Origin of the sequence: Aminobacter sp. MDW-2, assembly GCF_014250155.1 — a bacterium.
Taxonomy (GTDB): Bacteria; Pseudomonadota; Alphaproteobacteria; order Rhizobiales; family Rhizobiaceae; genus Aminobacter; species Aminobacter ciceronei.
Genome location: NZ_CP060197.1, coordinates 1,489,805 through 1,508,896 on the forward strand (window position 1 = coordinate 1,489,805; position 19,092 = coordinate 1,508,896).

General features: G+C 64.1%; 18 protein-coding genes. 13 read left to right on the forward strand and 5 right to left on the reverse strand.

What is annotated here, in order from left to right; genetic code table 11:
• The first annotated feature begins 176 nt into the window (after positions 1-176).
• Both H5P29_RS07230 and H5P29_RS07235 read left to right on the forward strand, forming a co-directional pair.
• Positions 177-452 carry an usg protein gene (locus H5P29_RS07230; RefSeq protein ID WP_067956529.1) on the forward strand — a complete coding sequence of 92 codons (276 nt, stop codon included), beginning with the start codon at positions 177-179 and terminating at the stop codon, positions 450-452.
• A 205-nt stretch (positions 453-657) separates the two neighbouring features.
• Positions 658-1,758, forward strand: a complete 1,101-nt coding sequence (locus H5P29_RS07235) for a branched-chain amino acid ABC transporter substrate-binding protein (protein WP_371818652.1) — start codon at positions 658-660, stop codon at positions 1,756-1,758.
• 75 nt (positions 1,759-1,833) lie between these two features.
• Here the strand turns inward: H5P29_RS07235 and H5P29_RS07240 are convergent, their stop codons facing one another.
• Positions 1,834-2,496 carry a YggS family pyridoxal phosphate-dependent enzyme gene (locus H5P29_RS07240; protein WP_067956533.1) on the reverse strand — a complete coding sequence of 221 codons (663 nt, stop codon included), beginning with the start codon at positions 2,494-2,496 and terminating at the stop codon, positions 1,834-1,836.
• Positions 2,497-2,639: 143 nt separating this feature from the next.
• Here H5P29_RS07240 and leuS point away from each other — a divergent pair, with 143 nt between their 5' ends.
• From leuS to H5P29_RS07255, 3 genes are read left to right on the forward strand one after another with little or no spacing between them, the layout of a single operon-like run.
• Positions 2,640-5,270: a leucine--tRNA ligase gene (leuS, locus tag H5P29_RS07245; protein ID WP_154386217.1), complete on the forward strand. Its 2,631-nt coding sequence runs from the start codon at positions 2,640-2,642 to the stop codon at positions 5,268-5,270.
• Positions 5,257-5,820, forward strand: a complete 564-nt coding sequence (gene lptE / locus H5P29_RS07250; RefSeq protein WP_154386216.1) for an LPS assembly lipoprotein LptE — start codon at positions 5,257-5,259, stop codon at positions 5,818-5,820. Before leuS ends, lptE begins: the two co-directional genes overlap by 14 nt.
• Positions 5,821-5,844: 24 nt before the next feature.
• Positions 5,845-6,975: an AAA family ATPase gene (locus tag H5P29_RS07255; protein WP_154386215.1), complete on the forward strand. Its 1,131-nt coding sequence runs from the start codon at positions 5,845-5,847 to the stop codon at positions 6,973-6,975.
• A gap of 7 nt (positions 6,976-6,982) precedes the next feature.
• Here H5P29_RS07255 and H5P29_RS07260 read toward each other — a convergent pair whose 3' ends face one another.
• The gene (locus H5P29_RS07260) at positions 6,983-7,873 is read right to left on the reverse strand and encodes a DMT family transporter (RefSeq protein WP_154386214.1); all 891 of its coding nucleotides are present in this window, start codon (positions 7,871-7,873) and stop codon (positions 6,983-6,985) included.
• Between the two features lie 133 nt (positions 7,874-8,006).
• Here H5P29_RS07260 and H5P29_RS07265 point away from each other — a divergent pair, with 133 nt between their 5' ends.
• On the forward strand, positions 8,007-8,444 hold the full coding sequence (locus H5P29_RS07265; protein ID WP_067956542.1) for an Lrp/AsnC family transcriptional regulator: 438 nt from the start codon (positions 8,007-8,009) through the stop codon (positions 8,442-8,444).
• Positions 8,445-8,504: 60 nt separating this feature from the next.
• Here H5P29_RS07265 and fsa read toward each other — a convergent pair whose 3' ends face one another.
• The gene (fsa, locus tag H5P29_RS07270; RefSeq protein WP_067956544.1) at positions 8,505-9,158 is read right to left on the reverse strand and encodes a fructose-6-phosphate aldolase; all 654 of its coding nucleotides are present in this window, start codon (positions 9,156-9,158) and stop codon (positions 8,505-8,507) included.
• Positions 9,159-9,248: 90 nt separating this feature from the next.
• Between fsa and H5P29_RS07275 the strand changes: the two genes are divergently transcribed.
• Entirely contained in the window at positions 9,249-11,432 is a 2,184-nt protein-coding gene (locus H5P29_RS07275; RefSeq protein ID WP_154386213.1) for a primosomal protein N', read from the forward strand.
• Here the strand turns inward: H5P29_RS07275 and H5P29_RS07280 are convergent, their stop codons facing one another.
• Positions 11,433-11,951: a cyclopropane-fatty-acyl-phospholipid synthase family protein gene (locus H5P29_RS07280; RefSeq protein ID WP_185910294.1), complete on the reverse strand. Its 519-nt coding sequence runs from the start codon at positions 11,949-11,951 to the stop codon at positions 11,433-11,435.
• A gap of 127 nt (positions 11,952-12,078) precedes the next feature.
• Here H5P29_RS07280 and H5P29_RS07285 point away from each other — a divergent pair, with 127 nt between their 5' ends.
• The 6 genes from H5P29_RS07285 to H5P29_RS07310 all read left to right on the forward strand — a co-directional run bounded on the left by H5P29_RS07285 (position 12,079) and on the right by H5P29_RS07310 (position 17,818).
• Positions 12,079-12,474, forward strand: coding sequence for a DUF4345 family protein (locus tag H5P29_RS07285; protein ID WP_067956549.1), 396 nt, complete (start codon positions 12,079-12,081; stop codon positions 12,472-12,474).
• A 238-nt stretch (positions 12,475-12,712) separates the two neighbouring features.
• Positions 12,713-13,273 (forward strand): F0F1 ATP synthase subunit delta, encoded by a 561-nt coding sequence (locus H5P29_RS07290; protein ID WP_182574251.1) that lies wholly within the window; start codon positions 12,713-12,715, stop codon positions 13,271-13,273.
• Positions 13,273-14,802 (forward strand): F0F1 ATP synthase subunit alpha, encoded by a 1,530-nt coding sequence (gene atpA / locus H5P29_RS07295; protein ID WP_067956554.1) that lies wholly within the window; start codon positions 13,273-13,275, stop codon positions 14,800-14,802. The genes H5P29_RS07290 and atpA overlap by 1 nt, the downstream gene beginning before the upstream one ends.
• 16 nt (positions 14,803-14,818) lie before the next feature.
• Entirely contained in the window at positions 14,819-15,703 is an 885-nt protein-coding gene (locus H5P29_RS07300; RefSeq protein WP_067956556.1) for a F0F1 ATP synthase subunit gamma, read from the forward strand.
• Positions 15,704-15,767: 64 nt separating this feature from the next.
• Complete coding sequence (atpD, locus tag H5P29_RS07305) at positions 15,768-17,315, forward strand: F0F1 ATP synthase subunit beta (protein WP_067956557.1); 1,548 nt, start codon at positions 15,768-15,770, stop codon at positions 17,313-17,315.
• Positions 17,316-17,419: 104 nt separating this feature from the next.
• Positions 17,420-17,818, forward strand: a complete 399-nt coding sequence (locus H5P29_RS07310) for a F0F1 ATP synthase subunit epsilon (protein ID WP_067956560.1) — start codon at positions 17,420-17,422, stop codon at positions 17,816-17,818.
• A gap of 115 nt (positions 17,819-17,933) precedes the next feature.
• Here H5P29_RS07310 and H5P29_RS07315 read toward each other — a convergent pair whose 3' ends face one another.
• On the reverse strand, positions 17,934-19,025 hold the full coding sequence (locus H5P29_RS07315) for a CaiB/BaiF CoA-transferase family protein (protein WP_154386210.1): 1,092 nt from the start codon (positions 19,023-19,025) through the stop codon (positions 17,934-17,936).
• Between the last annotated feature and the right edge of the window lie 67 nt (positions 19,026-19,092).

Below are 19,092 nucleotides of genomic sequence, written 5' to 3' on the forward strand. Positions count from 1 at the left end.
TCTTTCCGTAGCGGCAAATCGCCGCCGCTATATAGCTATCAGCAATGGCTGAGGTCGAGTGCTAAAGTGCTGATTTCTTGGAACTATCATATGCGCATTCCGTTGTTTTAGCAGACGGTTAACCATCGCGGCGCAGACTTTGGCCGTGGAGGAGCTGTTCGATACGGAAGGCCAGCATGCGCGACGCTTCTGAACTGGAACTGATGCTCAAGGGCTACGGCCTGACCACGGCCGAAATCCTCTATCACCTGCCCGACCACCCACATGTGCTGCAGACATTCATCTGGCAGGACTACGACCTGGCGCCGAAATTTCCCGTCCTGTTCGGCTTCATCGAGTTCTGGCGGACAAAGCTCGAAGGCCCGCTGCACTCGGTGCACTACACCCACCGCAAGCTGATCGCGCCCAACGAATGGCGCAAGGTCGACGGCGAGTTCGTGCTGCTGCACTGAGCCTTCCCGTCGGTTCGCCTATCTCTTTGATCGACAGCGATTTTTCACGCGATGACGGTCGCCTGCGCAAGGTTCTGGCACAAATCAATTGCGGCTTTTGCGGCGCTGGGCCGATTGCAGGACGCTCCCCGGGCCGCTATCCCGCCCTCCAGAGTTCCCGTCGAATCCTTGAGATCGGCGGGTATAAGGGAGAACTACGATGAACATGAAGATCCTTGCGGGCGTCTCGCTCGCCGCGCTGATGGCCTTCGGCTCCGCCGCGCATGCCGACATCACCATCGGCCTCGTCGCCCCGCTGACCGGTCCGGTCGCCGCCTATGGCGACCAGGTCAAGAACGGCGCCCAGGCCGCCGTCGATGTCATCAATGAAAAGGGTGGCATCCTGGGCGAGAAGATCGTGCTGAAGCTTGCCGACGATGCCGGCGATCCAAAGCAGGGCGTCTCGGCTGCCAACCTGCTGGTTGGCGAAGGCGTGAAATATGTCGTTGGCCCGGTGACTTCGGGCGTTGCGATCCCGGCTTCGGACGTCTTTGCCGAAAACGGCATCCTGATGGTGACGCCGACGGCAACCGCGCCGGACCTGACCGCACGCGGCCTGACCAACGTGCTGCGCACCTGCGGCCGTGACGACCAGCAGGCCGAAGTTGCCGCTGCCTACGTGCTCAAGAACATGAAGGACAAGCGCGTCGCCGTGATCGACGACAAGGGCACCTACGGCAAGGGCCTGGCCGAAGCCTTCAAGAAGGCGATCAATGCCGGCGGTCTGACCGAAGTGCAGCAGAACTCGCTCAACCCGGGCGAAAAGGACCTTTCGGCACTGATCACCCGTCTCAAGGCCGACAATGCCGACGTCATCTACTTCGGCGGCTATCACCCCGAGGGTGGCCTTCTGGCGCGCCAGCTGAAGGACGGTGGCGTCAACGCCGTCATCATCGGCGGCGAAGGCCTGTCGAACACCGAGTTCTGGGCGATCGGCAACGAAGCCGCTGCCGGCACGCTGTTCACCAATGCGACCGACGCACTGAAGAACCCGGCCTCGGCCGAGGCGGTCAAGGTTCTGACCGACAAGGGCATTCCCGCCGAGGCGTTCACCCTCAACGCCTATGCTGCCGTCGAGGTGCTGAAGGCCGGCATCGAAAAGGCCGGCAAGGCCGACGACGCCGCAGCTGTTGCCGCCGCGCTCAAGTCGGGCGAGCCGATCTCCACCGCCATCGGCAACCTTACTTATGGCGAAACCGGCGACCTGACTTCGCCGAGCTTCTCGCTGTTCAAGTGGGAAGGCGGCAAGATCGTCGCCGCGGAGTAACTTCCGGGCTAGGTAGAAACGAAAAGGCCGGGATGCAGCAGATCCCGGCCTTTTGTGTTCGTGGCTGCTGGCATCTCAGCGGGTGCCGAAGATCGCCGAGCCGACCCGCACGCTGGTGGCGCCGAATGCAATCGCAAGTTCGTAGTCGCCCGACATGCCCATCGAAAGCTTCGCGACATCGGCTTCGCGCGCCAGTTTTTCCAGCAGGGCAAAATGCGGGCCGGGGTTTTCGTCAGCCGGCGGGATGCACATCAGGCCTTCGATGGCGAGGTTGTGGACCTCGCGGCAGCGCTTGACGAAGGCGACCGCTTCGCGTGGCTCGATGCCAGCCTTTTGCGGTTCGGAGCCGGTGTTGACCTGGACGTAGAGGTTCGGCGACCGGCCCTGCTTCTCGATTTCCCGGGCGAGCTCGGCGGCAATCTTCTCGCGGTCGACAGTCTCGATGACGTCGAACAGGGCGACCGCCTCCTTGGCCTTGTTGGATTGCAGCGGGCCGATCAGATGAAGCTCGATGTCGGAAATCTCCGCCTTCAGCTGCGGCCACTTGCCTTGCGCTTCCTGGACGCGGTTTTCGCCGAAGACGCGCTGTCCGGCCTCGATGACGGGGCGGATGTGCTCGGCATCGAAGGTCTTGGAGACCGCCACCAGCACTGTCGAGCCCTCTGGCCTGTTGGCCTCGCGCTCGGCCGCACCTATCTTATGCTTCACCAGAGTGAGCTGTTCGACCGACTTTTCCATGCCGCTGGCCCTGCTGCTTTTTGCCCGCCTCCAGCCTGCCGGAGTTGACGGGTCCGGGAATCCATGATGAACACCCGGCAACGATTTCCTGAACCGCGGGTTTTCGCCCCGGTCCATGCACGCTTTTAAGTGAAAAACATCCGATGGCAACCGAACGATACAATCCGCGCGCGTCCGAACCCAAATGGCAGAAGGCCTGGGGCGAGGCAAAGCTCTTCGAGACCGACAACGACGATCCCCGGCCGAAATACTACGTGCTGGAAATGTTCCCCTATCCGTCGGGGCGCATCCATGTCGGCCACGTCCGCAACTACGCGATGGGCGACGTCGTCGCGCGCTTCCGCCGCGCCATGGGCTACAACGTGCTCCATCCGATGGGCTGGGATGCCTTCGGCATGCCAGCGGAAAACGCTGCGATGAAGAACAAGGTCCATCCCAAGGACTGGACCTACCAGAACATCGCGACGATGCGCACGCAGCTGAAGTCGATGGGCCTGTCGCTCGACTGGAGCCGTGAGTTCGCCACCTGCGACGTCGACTATTACCACCGCCAGCAGATGCTGTTCATCGACTTCGTCGAGAAGGGACTGGTCACCCGCAAGTCGTCCAAGGTCAACTGGGATCCCGAGGACATGACCGTGCTCGCCAACGAGCAGGTCATCGACGGACGCGGCTGGCGTTCCGGCGCACTGGTCGAACAGCGTGAACTGACGCAGTGGTTTTTCAAGATCACCGATTTTGCACAGGACCTGTCGGACGCGCTCGACGGCCTCGACGAGTGGCCCGAGAAGGTCAAGCTGATGCAGCGCAACTGGATCGGCCGTTCGGAGGGCCTGCTGATCCGCTGGCCGCTGGCCGCCGGTACCGCACCTGCGGGTGAGAACGAACTGGAAGTCTACACGACGCGTCCGGACACGATCTTCGGCGCCTCCTTCATGGCGATCTCGGCCGACCATCCGCTGGCCAGGAAGGCCGCCGAGAGCAAGCCTGAGCTCGCCGCCTTCATGGACGACGTGCGCCGCATGGGTACGTCGGTTGCAGCGCTTGAAACGGCCGAGAAGAAGGGCATGGACACCGGCATCCGCGTCGTCCATCCGTTCGACCCGAGCTGGACGCTGCCGGTCTATGTCGCCAATTTCGTGCTGATGGACTACGGTACGGGCGCCATCTTCGGCTGCCCTTCGGGCGACCAGCGCGACCTCGATTTCGCCAACAAGTATGGCCTGCCGGTGGTTCCTGTCGTGATGCCGGAGGGCGGCGATGCCGCGACCTTCCAGATCACTGAGGAGGCCTATACCGACGATGGCGTGATGATCAATTCGCGCTTCCTCGACGGCATGAAGCCGGAGGCGGCGTTCAACGACGTTGCCACCCGTCTCGAGCAGATCTCGATCGGCAATCGCCCGATGGGCGAGCGCAAGGTGCAGTTCCGCCTGCGCGACTGGGGCATTTCGCGCCAGCGCTACTGGGGCTGCCCGATCCCGATGATCCACTGCGAGGATTGCGGTGTCGTGCCGGTGCCGAAGGCCGATCTGCCTGTCAGGCTGCCCGACGACGTCGAGTTCGACCGTCCGGGCAATCCGCTCGACCGTCACCCGACCTGGCGCCACGTCAACTGCCCGCAATGCGGCAAGGCGGCACGCCGCGAGACCGACACGATGGACACGTTTGTCGATTCGTCATGGTATTTCGCGCGCTTCACCGCACCTTGGGAAAACGAACCGACCGATCCGAAGGCCGCCAATGAGTGGCTGCCGGTCGATCAGTATATCGGCGGCATCGAGCATGCGATCCTGCACTTGCTCTATTCGCGCTTCTTCACCCGCGCGATGAGCAAGGCCGGCCACCTCGACCTGTCCGAACCCTTCAAGGGCCTGTTCACGCAAGGCATGGTCGTGCATGAGACCTACCGTCTCGGCAGCGGCCCGAACGGCGAGTGGGTTTCGCCAAGCGACGTCAAGATCGAGGAGACCGACGGCAAGCGGCGGGCGACGCTGATTGCGACCGGCGAGCCGGTGGAGATCGGCTCGATCGAGAAGATGTCGAAGTCGAAGAAGAACGTTGTCGACCCCGACGACATCATCGCGAGCTATGGCGCCGACACTGCGCGCTGGTTCGTGCTCAGCGATTCGCCGCCCGAACGTGACGTGGTGTGGACCGAGGCCGGCGTCGAGGGCGCGCATCGTTTCGTGCAACGCGTCTGGCGCCTGGTGTCCGAATCGGCGGAGGTGCTGGCCCAAGCGGAAGCCAGGGCAGCCGGCGAAGGCGATGCGGCGGCCGTCTCGAAGGCGGCGCACAAGGCGCTGAAGTCGGTCGGCGAGGACATCGGCAAGCTCGCCTTCAACAAGGCCGTTGCGCGCATCTACGAGCTGACCAACACGCTGCAGGGGCCGCTTGCCGACGCTGCCGCCGGCAAGGCTTCGGCCGAGATGGTCTCGGCGCTGCGCGAGGCTGTCGACATCCTGATCGTGATGATCGCGCCGATGATGCCGCATCTGGCCGAAGAGTGCTGGGCAGCGCTGCAGGGCGATGGCCTGGTTGCCGATCGTCCGTGGCCAAAGTTCGATGCAGCACTCGTCGTCGACAACGAAATCACTTATCCGGTCCAGATCAACGGCAAGAAAAGAGCTGATTTGACAATCGCCCGCGACGCAGATCAATTGACCGTCGAAAAAGCGGCGCTGGCACTGGAAGCAGTGCAGAAGGCGCTGGATGGGAAGTCGCCGCGCAAGGTGATTGTTGTGCCGCAGAGGATCGTCAATGTCGTTGCCTGAGGCGCGGAATTCTGCCCGTTCGTTGCGTGTTGCTGCGCGTCTGGCTTTGGTTGCCACGCTTGCACTGGCATCTGCCTGCACCGTGCGCCCGCTTTATTCGGACGGTCCGGCACAGGCGGGTGTCGAGGCCGGCACGGCGACACAACTGGCCTCGATCAACATCAAGCCGGTCAACACCCGCTATGGCCAGGAAGTCCGCAACCATCTGATCTTCATGTTCAATGGCGGTGCCGGCCAGCAAGCAGCGGCGCCATACACGATGGATCTGGCGGTCACAGCGTTGAGCGAATCGGCGCTGCTCGCCGCCGTGACCACCAAGGACGACGAGCCCACCACCGGCACGATGACCCTGACCGGCACCTATATCATCACCGATATCAAGACCGGCAAGCGTATCGCTTCGGGCAAGCGCAACGTCTCGGCGTCGTTCGACCGGCCGCGCCAGGAGTTCGCCACGCTGCGGGCGCAGCGTGATGCCGAAAACCGTGCGGCGCGCGAACTGGCCGAACTGCTCAGGCTGGCCATCGCCCAGGACATGTCCAAGGGCTGACGCCCTCTTCAAAGGGATGGGTCGATGCGGCTGACATCCTTTTCGGCCGCAGGCTATCGATCGCTGCGATCGATCCGGCTCGACATCGGCCAAGTCTCGATTTTCGTCGGCGAGAACGGTGTCGGCAAGTCCAATCTCTATCGGGCGCTGCAGCTCATCAAGGCGTCCGCCGAGGGAACGCTGGCGCGCGAGATCGCCGGCGAGGGCGGCATGAACTCAGCCCTGTGGTCGGGCACTCGCCGCATCGGGCAGCCGGCCCGCGTGATCATCGACGCTCAATTCGTCGATGACGAGACGGCCGTGTGCTATGCCTACAAGGTAGAGATCGGTCTGCCGCCGCCGCTGTCGGCGGGTTTCGCCTTTGAACCGCACGTCAAGGAAGAGAGCCTGACCATCGAGGCAGGACGTCGACCGGTCGAGATGATGTCGCGCAAGGGGCAGGCCATTTTTGCCCGCGACGGAGACGGTCGCCGGTTCGAGCACCCCGAACGTGTCCTGAACTCAGAAACCGCGCTGGCTCTGCTCGGCGGCGCTGGCCGCTATCCCGAGGTTGGCGACATGCGCGCCGCCGTTGCCGGCTGGCGATTCTATCACGGCTTCCGAACGGACACGGATTCGCCGGTGCGGCGGGCAGCACTTGCAACGACGTCGCCCATGCTCGACGAGGACGGGGCAAATCTGGCGGCCGTCTTTGCAACGCTGAGGCATATCCGCGAGGACACCGTCGATCTCGACCGCTGTATCGCCGATGCGCTTGGCGGTGCAAAACTCGACGTGCCCGTGCCGGGAGAAACCGCGACATTCGGGCTGGTGTTGCCCGAATTCCCGCAGCGTGTGTTCAGGCCGCAGGAACTGTCGGACGGCCAGACCCGCTTCCTGGCGCTGGCGGGTGCGCTTTTGTCCTACAGGCTACCGAAACTCATTGCGCTCAACGAGCCCGAGTCGAGCCTGCATCCGCGCATGATGCCGGCACTCGCCGACATGGTCGCGCGGGCCGCCGAGCGCACGCAGGTGTGGGTGGTGACACATTCGCGCGAGCTTGCCGACCTGATCCGAGACCGCACCGGGTCGCGGGCGCTGACGGTGGTGCGCAATGAAGGTGCGACGACGATCGAAGGCATGCGCGCGACAGGGCAGATGCCCGACGACGATTGATGCCGGCTCAGGCACGCGCAACGCGCCGCTTCACCAACGTCCAGCCGAGCGTCATCCCGGCGGCGGCGATCAGGATCGCTGCGGCGCCAAGCAGCTGCAGCGGCTGCAGACGATGGCCAAAGGCCAGGAAGTCGGCCAGGATCGCAACGACTGGATAGATGAAGGACAGCGCCCCCACGAGGTTCGTCGGCAGCTTCTGGATCGCGCCGTAGAGCAGGATGTACATCACGCCGGTATGGACGACGCCGACCGCGACAAGCAGCGTCCAGGTCTTCGCGTCGACCGGAAGCGCGGCGGAGTTGGCGAAGGGCGCGAGCATGAGGATGCCGACGGTCACCTGGATCAGCGCAATCAGATGCGGCGGCACACCCTTGAGCTTCTTGGTGATGATCGCCGCGATGGCGTAGAAGAAGGCAGCACCCAGCGCCAGCAGGATGCCGGAGAGATAGTCGGTGCCGACGGCGCCGGCGTCCGGCTTGGACTGGACGATCAAAAGCATGCCGCCAAAGGCGATGCCGAGCCAGCTCAGCTTGGTCAGCGTCAGCCGCTCGCCGAACAACGTTGCCCCGAGCGCCACCAGCATGAAGGGCTGGGTGTTGTAGACGGCGGTCGCGATCGAGATCGAGGCGCGCGGGAAGGCCGCGAACAGCAGGATCCAGTTGGAGACTATAGCGACACCGCCGGCCGCGGCCCAGCCAATCTGGCGGCGCGTCATCACCTCGGGCCTGAACAGGCCGAGTGCGGCGCAGACGATCAGCAGGGTGATGGCGCCGAAGGCGCAGCGCCAGAACACCACATCCATCACCGGCTGGCCGGACAGGACGACGAACAGCCCGATCGTTCCCGAAATCACCATGGCGGCGGTCATTTCGACGGTTCCGCGCATCTTGTCCGACATGTCCCTGCTCCCTTGTTAGGCTGGGCACATTCTGCGCGGTCGCAGGGCGGAAAAACATGGCATTGAAGAGACGCTTTCTCGGTTCTCCCTGATAATGTAAGGTTGATGAATGATTTTGCCTTTGAGGTGAAAAATGCTTGATGACATCGACCGGCGCATGGTCGAAACCCTGGTCGAGGACGCCAGGATTTCCCTGAAGGAACTGGCCCAGAGGGTCGGGCTGTCGTCCCCGAGCGCATCGGAACGGCTGAAGCGGCTGGAGGAGCGTGGCGTCATCCGCGGCTTTACTGTCGATGTCGACCCGGCGGCGCTTGGCTACACGCTGCAGGCCATCGTCCGCATCCGGCCGCTACCGGGCAAGCTGCATGTGGTGCAGGACCTGATCCAGCAGATCCCGCAATTCTCCGAATGCGACAAGGTGACTGGCGACGACTGCTTCGTCGGGCGGCTGCACATCCGCTCCATCGACGAGCTCGACACGATCCTTGACCGCATCGCCGACAAGGCGGAAACCAGCAGCTCGATCGTCAAGGCGCAGCCGGTCAAGCGCAGGCTGCCGCCGCTTCTCTGAGCAGCAGACACAAAAAAGCCGGCGCTGATGGCGCCGGCTTTCGTCGTTCTGGCTGGAAGATCAGCCGATCTTCTGGCCGGTCTTGGCCCAGTCGGCCAGGAACATCTCGAGGCCCTTGTCGGTCAGCGGGTGCTTGACCAGTGCCTTCAGCGTTGCCGGCGGGATGGTGGCGACGTCGGCGCCGATCAGGGCGGCGCGCTTGACGTGCTCCGTCGAGCGGATCGAAGCGGCCAGGATCTCGGTGTCGAAGCCGTAATTGTCATAGATGTGGCGGATCTCGGCGATCAGCTCCATGCCGTCGACGGCCATGTCGTCGAGACGGCCGATGAAGGGCGAAATGAAGGTGGCACCGGCCTTGGCGGCGAGCAGGGCCTGGTTGGCGGAGAAGCACAGCGTGACGTTGACCATGCGGCCCTCCGAGGTCAGCGCGCGGCAGGCCTTGAGCCCGTCCAGCGTCAGCGGCACCTTGATGCAGATGTTGTCGGCGATCTTCGACAGCACCGCCGCTTCCTTCATCATCTCGGCATATTCGGTGGCAGCGACTTCGGCCGAGACCGGGCCTTCGACGATGTCGCAGATTTCCTTGGTGACTTCGGCGATGTTGCGGCCGGATTTGAGGATCAGCGACGGATTGGTGGTGACGCCGTCGAGAAGGCCGAGCTCGTTGAGCTCGCGGATGTCCTTCACGTCGGCGGTGTCGACGAAAAACTTCATAACTGTCTCCTTGGTGATGGAAGGGTGCCTCAGGCACACCGCACATGTCGGCCTTTGCTCTAAACCAAGTTCGGGGCAAGGTCACGCGTCATGACCGCCGATTCGCCAAGAACCAGGGCCGCCCCCGTGCTGGTGCCGATGCCGGCCGAGCGCGCCTACTCCTATGCCGTTCCCGACGGCATGCAGGTGGTGCCCGGCTCGATCGTGCGCGTGCCGCTCGGCCCGCGCGAGGTGGCAGGCATTGTCTGGGACGGACCGGTCGAAGCGGTCGATCCGAAGAAGCTCAGGCCGATTGCGCATGTCTTCGATTGTCCCCCCGTCAATGACGAGATGCGCCGGCTGGTCGACTGGATCGCCCACTACACCCTGTCGCCGCCCGGCATGGTGGCGCGAATGATCCTGCGCGCGCCCGAGGCCTTCGATCCGGAGCCCTGGACGGAAGGGCTCAAGCGCAGCGACGGCGAGCCCGACCGAATGACTGCGGCGCGCGCCCGTGTGCTCGAAATGGCCAATGACGGCATAGCCTGGACGCGCTCGGGCCTGGCGCATGCTGCCGGCGTTTCCTCCACCGTCATCGACGGGTTGAGGGCGCAAGGCGTATTCGAGACGGTGATGATCCCGCCGCGCCCGGTGGTGGCGCCGCCCGATACGTCCTACACCAGCGCAGAGCTCACCAATGACCAGGAGGCAACCGCGGCAAGCTTGCGCGCCCAGGTCGAGGCCGACAAATTTGCGGTCACGCTGATCGACGGCGTCACCGGCTCGGGCAAGACGGAAGTCTATTTCGAAGCGGTGGCGGCGGCGCTCGACAAAGGCAAGCAGGTGCTGATCCTGCTGCCTGAAATCGCGCTGACGCAGGCCTTCCTCGAGCGCTTCCAGAACCGATTTGGCACCAAGCCCGCCGAGTGGCATTCGGACCTGCCGCCGCGGATGCGCGAGCGCGTCTGGCGCCAGGTCGCCGAGGGTGGCGTGCGGGTGGTGGCTGGCGCCCGCTCGGCCCTGTTCCTGCCGTTCAACAATCTCGGGCTGATCGTCGTCGACGAAGAACATGACCCTGCTTACAAGCAGGAGGACCGCGTCTTCTACAATGCCCGCGACATGGCGGTGGTGCGGGGCCATATCGGCGGCTTTCCTGTCGTGCTGGCGTCAGCCACGCCGTCGGTTGAGAGCCGGGTCAACGCCGAGCAGGGCAAGTATGCGCGTTCGGTGCTTTCAGCCCGTTTCGCCGAGGCGGCGCTGCCACAGCTGGCGACGGTCGACATGCGGCGCTCGCCACCGGCGCGCGGCGGCTTCCTGTCGCCGGTGCTGCTCGGCAAGATGCGCGAAACCCTTGGCCGGCAGGAGCAGTCGCTGCTGTTCCTCAACCGGCGCGGTTATGCGCCGCTGACGCTCTGCCGGGTCTGCGGTCACCGCTTCGGCTGCCCGGTCTGTTCGGCCTGGCTGGTCGAGCATCGCTTTCGTGGCCAGTTGGTCTGCCACCATTGCGGCCACAACGAGAAGCGGCCCGAGGCCTGCCCGGAATGCGGCACCTTCGATCATCTCGTCGCCTGCGGGCCGGGCGTCGAACGCATTGCCGAGGAAGTGGTTTCGCATTTCCCCGACGCGCGTACCATCGTGCTGTCCTCGGACATGCTGGGCGGCGTGAAACGGCTCAGGCTGGAACTGGAGGCGATCGCCAATGGCGAAGCCGATATCGTCATCGGTACCCAGCTCGTCGCCAAGGGGCACAACTTTCCGAACATGACGCTGGTCGGCGTGGTCGACGCCGATCTTGGCCTCGCGAATGGCGACCCGCGTGCCGCCGAGAGGACCTATCAGCTGTTGTCGCAGGTGACCGGCCGGGCAGGGCGCACCGGCAAGAAGAGCCTTGGCCTGCTGCAGACCTTCCAGCCCGACCATCCGGTCATGCGGGCGATTGTCTCGGGCGATTCGGAGGCCTTCTACGATCGTGAGATCGCCGAGCGCGAGCGTTCCGCCCTGCCTCCCTACGGCCGGCTCGCCGGCATCATCGTCAGCGCGGCAACGCGGCCCGAGGCCGAGAGCCATGCGCGTGGTCTGCGCCGCGCAGCCCAGGTGGCGCAGGATGTCCATGTGCTCGGGCCAGCGGAGGCGCCGCTGGCGCTCATCGGCGGCCGCCATCGCTTCCGTTTGCTGGTCCAGGCCGACAGGAAGGCCGACATACAGGGCTACATCCGCGCGCTGCTTGCCGCCGGGCCCAAGCTGCGCGGATCGGTGCGCGTGCAGGTCGACATCGATCCGCAGAGTTTCCTGTGATCAGGTCATGGGCCGGGTGATCATGCCGAGCAGCGGCGGCGTCGCTGCAGGGCCGTACATGGTTTTTTCCAGCACATAGCCGCCCGCCTTGAGGCGCACCTCGATGGCGTGCGCGATAGCTGAGATCTGGCCGGCGCTTGGCGGCTCGAAGAACAGGTACAGTTTGCCCTCCGGGGCGAGCAGCGACCGGATCAGCTTGAGTTCGCGCGCCGCCTCCAGCCAGAACAGGTTGACGTTGATGGCGAAGATCTTGTCGAAGTGCCGACCGCCACCGCTCCAATCCGCGAGTGCCCCCTGCGCCAACGCTGCCTTGCCGGCCGATATCGCCGCGCGGTTTCTCTCGTCGGCGGAGCTTACGGCGCTGTCCGAGCGATCGAGCCCGGTAATGTGACCATCGGTCAGCAGCGGCGTGATTTCAGCCATGGCGATGCCCCGCCCGCAGCCGATTTCCAGCAGCCTGTCGCTTGGCTGAATGCCGAGGTGACTGATCGCCCAGACTATTCGCGCCGGTATGGCCATGGTCCCCTCCATCAGGCCCGCCGACCGCAGCATACTTGTTTCGGCCGTTCACACCAGTTGCGCTCTGGCGCTCGACACACCGTCGGATATGATCCCTGTGGATTCGAGGCCTGACCGGAGGGGAAATATGGAGTTCGCATTTCCGTGGCCGGCGAGCCAGGGCGAGTGGCTGGCGTGGAGCTCGGCGGCGGTCACGCTGCTGTTCGGCGTCATCCTGTTCTTTGCCCCGAGAATCGCCTTCCGCCTGCTCAGGCTGCAGGCAAGGCCGGACAATCCGGAAGCCATCGCCCAGGGCCGCGCCACTATGGCAGGCTTCTTCCTCGGGGTTGGGCTGTGCGCGATTCTGCTAGCCCAGCCATTGCTTTACATGGCGCTCGGCGTGTCGTGGCTGTTCACGGCCTTCGGCCGGATCGTCGCCATGATGTCGGACGGTGCCAACACCCCATACAATTGGGTGGCGATCGTTGTCGAACTGGCGCTGGCGGCCCTACCCCTTGGGTTTGTTTTCGGCTTCTGGCCGTGAATCGCCGTCAAGCCACAGCTCCGATGCGCAAGATGCGACAATAGTGCCTCAAAAGCCTGTTAGAGGACGTGTTGCGGTCCTCAAAAGCCTGTGCTAGACGGCAATCGACTTTCGGCCGGGGGGATGCGGCTGTCGCGAGCTCCGGGGTCAAAAAACGCAGTAAGGTCAAAGATTTAGCTAGAGTCTCACACTCGCGCCAACAATCTTGCGGCCTGTCAGACAAGAGAAAAGACGGTCCGTGACCCAATCTTCCTCGCCAATCTCCGGTGTTGCTGAGCGCTATGCGGGATCGTTGTTCGATCTCGCACTCGAAGCAGGCGCTGTTGCAAAGGTAGAAGCCGACCTCGGTCGTTTCGCGGTGCTGCTTGACGGCAGTGCTGATCTGGATCGCCTGATCAAGAGCCCGGTGTTCTCCGGCGAAGATCAGGAAAGGGCCATCTCGGCGATCGCCGACAAGGCCAAGATCACCGGCCTGGCCGGCAATTTCCTCCGCCTCGTGGCGCGCAATCGCCGCCTGTTCGCACTGCCCGGCATGATCAAGGCGTTCCGCCAGATCGCCGCCGAGCATCGTGGCGAGACCTCGGCAGAGGTGACTTCGGCGCATGCGTTGACCGCGGCGCAGGAAACGGAACTCAAGTCGGCGCTGAAGAGTGTCGCCGGCAAGGACGTGGCGATCTCGGTCGCGGTCGATCCTTCGCTGCTCGGCGGCCTGATCGTGAAGATGGGCTCGCGCCAGATCGATACGTCGCTCAAAACCAAACTCAATTCGCTCAAGCTTGCACTGAAAGAGGTCGGCTGATGGACATCCGCGCCGCGGAAATTTCCGCAATTCTGAAAGACCAGATCAAGAATTTCGGCAAGGAAGCCGAAGTTACCGAAGTCGGTCAGGTTCTGTCAGTGGGTGACGGTATCGCCCGCGTCTACGGTCTCGACAACGTCCAGGCGGGCGAAATGGTCGAGTTCCCGGGCGGCATCCGCGGCATGGCGCTGAACCTTGAAAGCGACAACGTCGGCGTCGTCATCTTCGGTGCCGACCGCGACATCAAGGAAGGCGACACCGTCAAGCGTACCGGCGCGATCGTCGACGTCCCGGTCGGTCCGGAGCTGCTCGGCCGCGTCGTCGACGCGCTCGGCAACCCGATCGACGGCAAGGGCCCGATCAAGGCGAAGGAGCGTCGCCGCGTCGACGTCAAGGCGCCCGGCATCATCCCCCGCAAGTCGGTGCATGAGCCGATGTCGACCGGCCTCAAGGCCATCGACGCCCTGATCCCGGTCGGCCGCGGTCAGCGCGAACTGGTCATCGGTGACCGTCAGACCGGCAAGACCGCCATCATTCTCGACACCATCCTGAACCAGAAGGCGATCCACGTCGCTGGTCCGGAGAAGGAAAAGCTCTACTGCGTCTACGTCGCCGTCGGCCAGAAGCGCTCGACCGTCGCGCAGTTCGTGAAGGTGCTCGAAGAGCGCGGCGCGCTCGAATATTCGATCATCATCGCCGCCACCGCCTCCGATCCGGCCCCGATGCAGTTCCTGGCTCCGTTCGCCGGCTGCGCCATGGGCGAATACTTCCGCGACAACGGCAAGCATGCCCTGATCGCTTATGACGATCTGTCCAAGCAGGCCGTCGCCTATCGCCAGATGTCGCTGCTGCTGCGCCGCCCGCCGGGCCGTGAAGCTTACCCGGGCGACGTCTTCTACCTGCACTCGCGCCTGCTTGAGCGTTCGGCCAAGCTGAACGACGAAAACGGCGCCGGCTCGCTGACCGCTCTGCCGGTCATCGAAACGCAGGCCAACGACGTCTCGGCCTACATCCCGACCAACGTGATCTCGATCACCGACGGCCAGATCTTCCTCGAGACCAATCTGTTCTTCCAGGGCATCCGTCCTGCCGTGAACGTCGGTCTGTCGGTGTCGCGCGTCGGCTCGTCGGCCCAGATCAAGGCGATGAAGCAGGTTGCAGGCTCGATCAAGGGCGAGCTCGCGCAGTACCGCGAAATGGCTGCCTTCGCGCAGTTCGGTTCCGACCTCGACGCGGCCACCCAGCGTCTGCTCAACCGCGGTGCGCGCCTGACCGAGCTGCTCAAGCAGCCGCAGTTCTCGCCGCTCAAGACCGAAGAGCAGGTGGCGGTGATCTTCGCCGGCGTCAACGGCTATCTCGACAAGCTGGCCCTCAACCAGGTCGGCAAGTTCGAGCAGGGCCTGCTGGCTTACATGCGCTCGGAAGGCAAAGACGTTCTCGACGGCATCCGTACGGAGAAGGCGCTTAGCGACGATCTCCGCGGCAAGCTCAAGGGGCACATCGACGCTTTCGCGAAAAACTTCGCCTGACACTGACGGATAAGGCATGGCCTCGCTAAAAGACCTCCGCAACCGTATCGCCTCGGTCAAGGCGACGCAGAAGATCACCAAGGCGATGCAGATGGTCGCCGCGGCGAAGCTGCGTCGCGCCCAGGAAGCTGCGGAAGCCGCGCGTCCCTACTCGCAGCGCATGGGTGCGGTTCTCGCGAATATCGCCCAGGCTGTCGGTGGCGGTGGCGATGCTCCGGCGCTGATGACCGGCACCGGCAAGGACGACGTGCATCTGCTCGTCGTCTGCACGGCCGAGCGCGGCCTGTGCGGCGGCTTCAACAGCCAGATTTCGCGTCTGGCTCGCGACCATGTCCGCAAGCTCCAGGGCCAGGGCAAGACGGTCAAGATCATCACCGTCGGCAAGAAGGGCTACGATGTCCTGCGTCGCGACTTCGCCTCGCTGATCATCGACCGCGTCGAACTGCGCGACGCCAAGCAGGTTGGCTTCGTCCATGCCGACATGATCGCCAAGAAGGTGATCACCCTGTTCAACCAGGGCGGCTTCGATGTCTGCACGCTGTTCTACTCCGAGTTCAAGTCGGTGATCAGCCAGGTTCCGACCGCGCAGCAGGTCATTCCTGCCGCCGCTCCTTCGGCCGGCGCCGATGCCGCGACCAGCGGCGGTGCGGTCTACGAATACGAGCCGGAGCCGGGCGAAATCCTCGGCGATCTCATTCCGCGCAACATCTCGGTGCAGATTTTCCGGGCGCTGCTGGAAAATGCTGCCGGCGAGATGGGTGCCAAGATGAGCGCGATGGACAATGCCACGCGCAACGCAGGCGACATGATCAACAAGCTGACGATCACGTACAACCGCCAGCGTCAGGCCCAGATCACCAAGGAACTGATCGAGATTATTTCGGGCGCCGAAGCGCTCTAGCCACGTGATGGCTCGCCGCAAGGCGGGTCCGCGTGAAACAACGAACGGACACAGAGGTTAAACGATGGCTAAAGCAGCTACTCCGAAAGCCGCTCCGGCGGCGGAAAAGGCCCCCGCAGCAAAGAAGGCGGCGCCTGCCAAGGCGGCCGCTGCCAAGGTCGAAAAGTCGGCGGTCGTCGCCTCCGGCGCGGGCCGCGTCTCGCAGGTCATCGGCGCTGTCGTCGACGTGCAGTTCGACGGCGAACTGCCGCCGATCCTGAACGCGCTCGAGACGATGAATGGCGACAACCGCCTTATCCTCGAAGTGGCACAGCACCTGGGCGAAAACACCGTCCGCTGCATCGCCATGGACATTTCGGAAGGCCTCGTTCGTGGCCAGGCCGTCCGTGACACCGGTTCGCCGATCATGGTTCCGGTTGGCGACGAGACGCTCGGCCGCATCATGAACGTCATCGGCGAGCCGGTCGACGAAGCCGGCCCGGTCAAGACCAAGTCCAAGCGCGCCATCCACCAGGAAGCGCCTGCCTATGTCGACCAGTCGACCGAAGCACAGATCCTGGTCACCGGCATCAAGGTCGTCGATCTGCTGGCTCCTTATGCTCGCGGCGGCAAGATCGGCCTGTTCGGCGGCGCCGGCGTCGGCAAGACCGTTCTGATCCAGGAACTGATCAACAACGTCGCCAAGGCGCACGGTGGCTACTCGGTGTTCGCCGGCGTCGGCGAGCGCACCCGCGAAGGCAACGATCTGTATCACGAAATGATCGAGTCGGGCGTTAACAAGGACCCGCACGAGAACAACGGCTCGACCGAAGGTTCGAAGTGCGCCCTGGTGTTCGGCCAGATGAACGAGCCGCCCGGTGCGCGCGCCCGCGTCGCCCTGTCGGGCCTGACCATCGCCGAGCACTTCCGCGACCAGGGCCAGGACGTGCTGTTCTTCGTCGACAACATCTTCCGCTTCACCCAGGCGGGTTCGGAAGTGTCGGCTCTGCTCGGCCGTATTCCTTCGGCCGTGGGCTATCAGCCGACGCTGTCGACCGATATGGGTGCGATGCAGGAACGCATCACCACCACCAACAAGGGCTCGATCACTTCGGTGCAGGCGATTTACGTCCCCGCCGACGACTTGACCGATCCGGCGCCGGCAACCTCGTTCGCGCACCTTGACGCGACGACGGTTCTCAACCGCGCGATCTCGGAAAAGGGTATCTACCCGGCCGTGGATCCGCTCGACTCGACCTCGCGCATGCTCGATCCGCTGATCGTCGGCGAAGAGCACTATTCCGTCGCCCGTCGCGTCCAGGAAATCCTCCAGCGCTATAAGTCGCTGCAGGACATCATCGCCATCCTGGGCATGGACGAGCTGTCGGAAGAGGACAAGGTCACGGTCGCCCGCGCCCGCAAGATCGAGCGCTTCCTGTCGCAGCCGTTCTTCGTCGCTGAAGTGTTCACCGGCTCGCCCGGCCAGCTGGTTCCGCTCGAAGACACCATCAAGAGCTTCAAGGGCCTGGTTGACGGCGAGTACGATCACCTGCCGGAAGCTGCCTTCTACATGGTCGGCGGTATCGACATGGCGATCGAGAAGGCCCAGCGCCTGGCTGCGGAAGCGGCATAATCATAACGCCGCAGCGCGGGCCCATGGTCCGCGCTGTTGCACCGATGACTGCCCAGTTGCGGGCAGGTCTGCTCGGAACTCCGTCCAAGCATTTGTGAGACACCATGGCTGAAGCATTCAAATTCGAACTGGTCTCGCCCGAGCGTCTGCTCGTTTCGGAGCAGGTCGAGTCCGTCGTCATTCCCGGTGCGGAAGGCGAAATGACTGTCATGGCCAACCATGCGCCTGTCATGACCACGATCAAGCCGGGCGTCGTGACGGTGAAGGCCGTTGGCGGCAAGGAAGAGCGCTACGTCGTGTTTGGCGGTTTCGCCGACATCGTCCCGGCAGGCTGCACGCTGCTTGCCGAATCGGCGACGCCGGTGAAGGACATCGACCGCGCCGAACTGCTGCGGCGCATCCAGGACGCACGCGAGGACGTCGCCGACGCCAAGGAAGACCAGGCCCGCACCAAGGCGGAAGCCTATCTCAACCACCTTTCGACCCTGGAAGCCGCGATCTGAGGATTTCTCGCCGGGTCAGGCACGTTCGACAGAATTGCTCAAGCCGTCGGCTCCACCGGCGGCTTTTTGCATTTTGGGGGTCTGTCGGCTGGGGTGGAGAGCTCGCGAGCTGGAGTTAGCCGCTCCACGCCCTGACCGCCTCGGCCAGCGGCAGCACCTCTCGAGGTCGGGCGCGCGCCTCGGTCGGCGTGCCGGAAAAGCGCGGGGTCGGAGCTGGTTGTGTCAGCCCGTTCAGTTGAACAAAGCTTTTCCGGGCGATGAGATGAGGATGTTGCGCCGCCTCGTGAAGGTCGAGCACCGGTGAAACGCAGGCGTCGGAGTGTTCCAGCAGAGCCAGCCATTCGGAGCTTGGGCGTCTGATGATCAGCGCTGCGATCTCGTCTTTCAGTGCTGGCCAATTGCGCCGGTCGGCGCGCAGGGCGTGGGCGGTGTCGTCCAGCCCGATGGCCTGGCGGAACAGTTCGAAGAACTGCGGTTCGATCGGACCGATGGCGATATGCCTGCCGTCTGCGCATTCATAGGTGCAGTAGTAGGGCGCGCCGCCGTCGAGCAGATTGGCTGCGCGCTGGGGCTGCCACTGGCCGGCGGAGGCCAGGTCGTAAGCCATGGTCATCAGTTGGACGGTGCCGTCGCAAATGGCAGCATCGACGACTTGCCCGGTGCCTGTACGCTGCGCCGACAGCAGGGCCGCGAGCATGCCGGAGACGAGGAACATGGCGCCGCCGCCGAAGTCGCCGACGAGGTTGAGCGGCGGCACGGGATGGCCGGCGGGGCCTATCGCCGCGAGCGCGCCTGATATGGCAATATAGTTGATGTCGTGGCCCGCATGGGTTGCCAGCGGACCTGTCTGCCCCCACCCCGTCATGCGGCCGTAGACGAGACGCGGATTGCGTTCCAGCAGGACATCAGGTCCCAACCCCAGCCGTTCCATGACAGCCGGCCGGAACCCTTCGATAAGGGCGTCGGCACTGTCGCAGAGTGTGCGAACCATCTCGGCCTGGACGGGATCCTTGAGATCGGCCTCCACGGTTGGACGCCCGCGTCCCGAAATCGGATCGGGAATTTTTGGCGTGGCCTCCGGGCGCGCGATGCGGATGACGTCGGCCCCCATGTCCGCGAACTGCATGGCGGCGAAGGGTGCAGGTCCGAGACCGACGAATTCGACGACGCGAAGCCCGGCAAGCGGGCCGGTTGCCGGTTTGGTCATGGTCCGCACTCCTTGTGGCGAAAACGAGAGGCTGGCGGAGGGGCTTGTGAAACCTTCCGGCCGGATT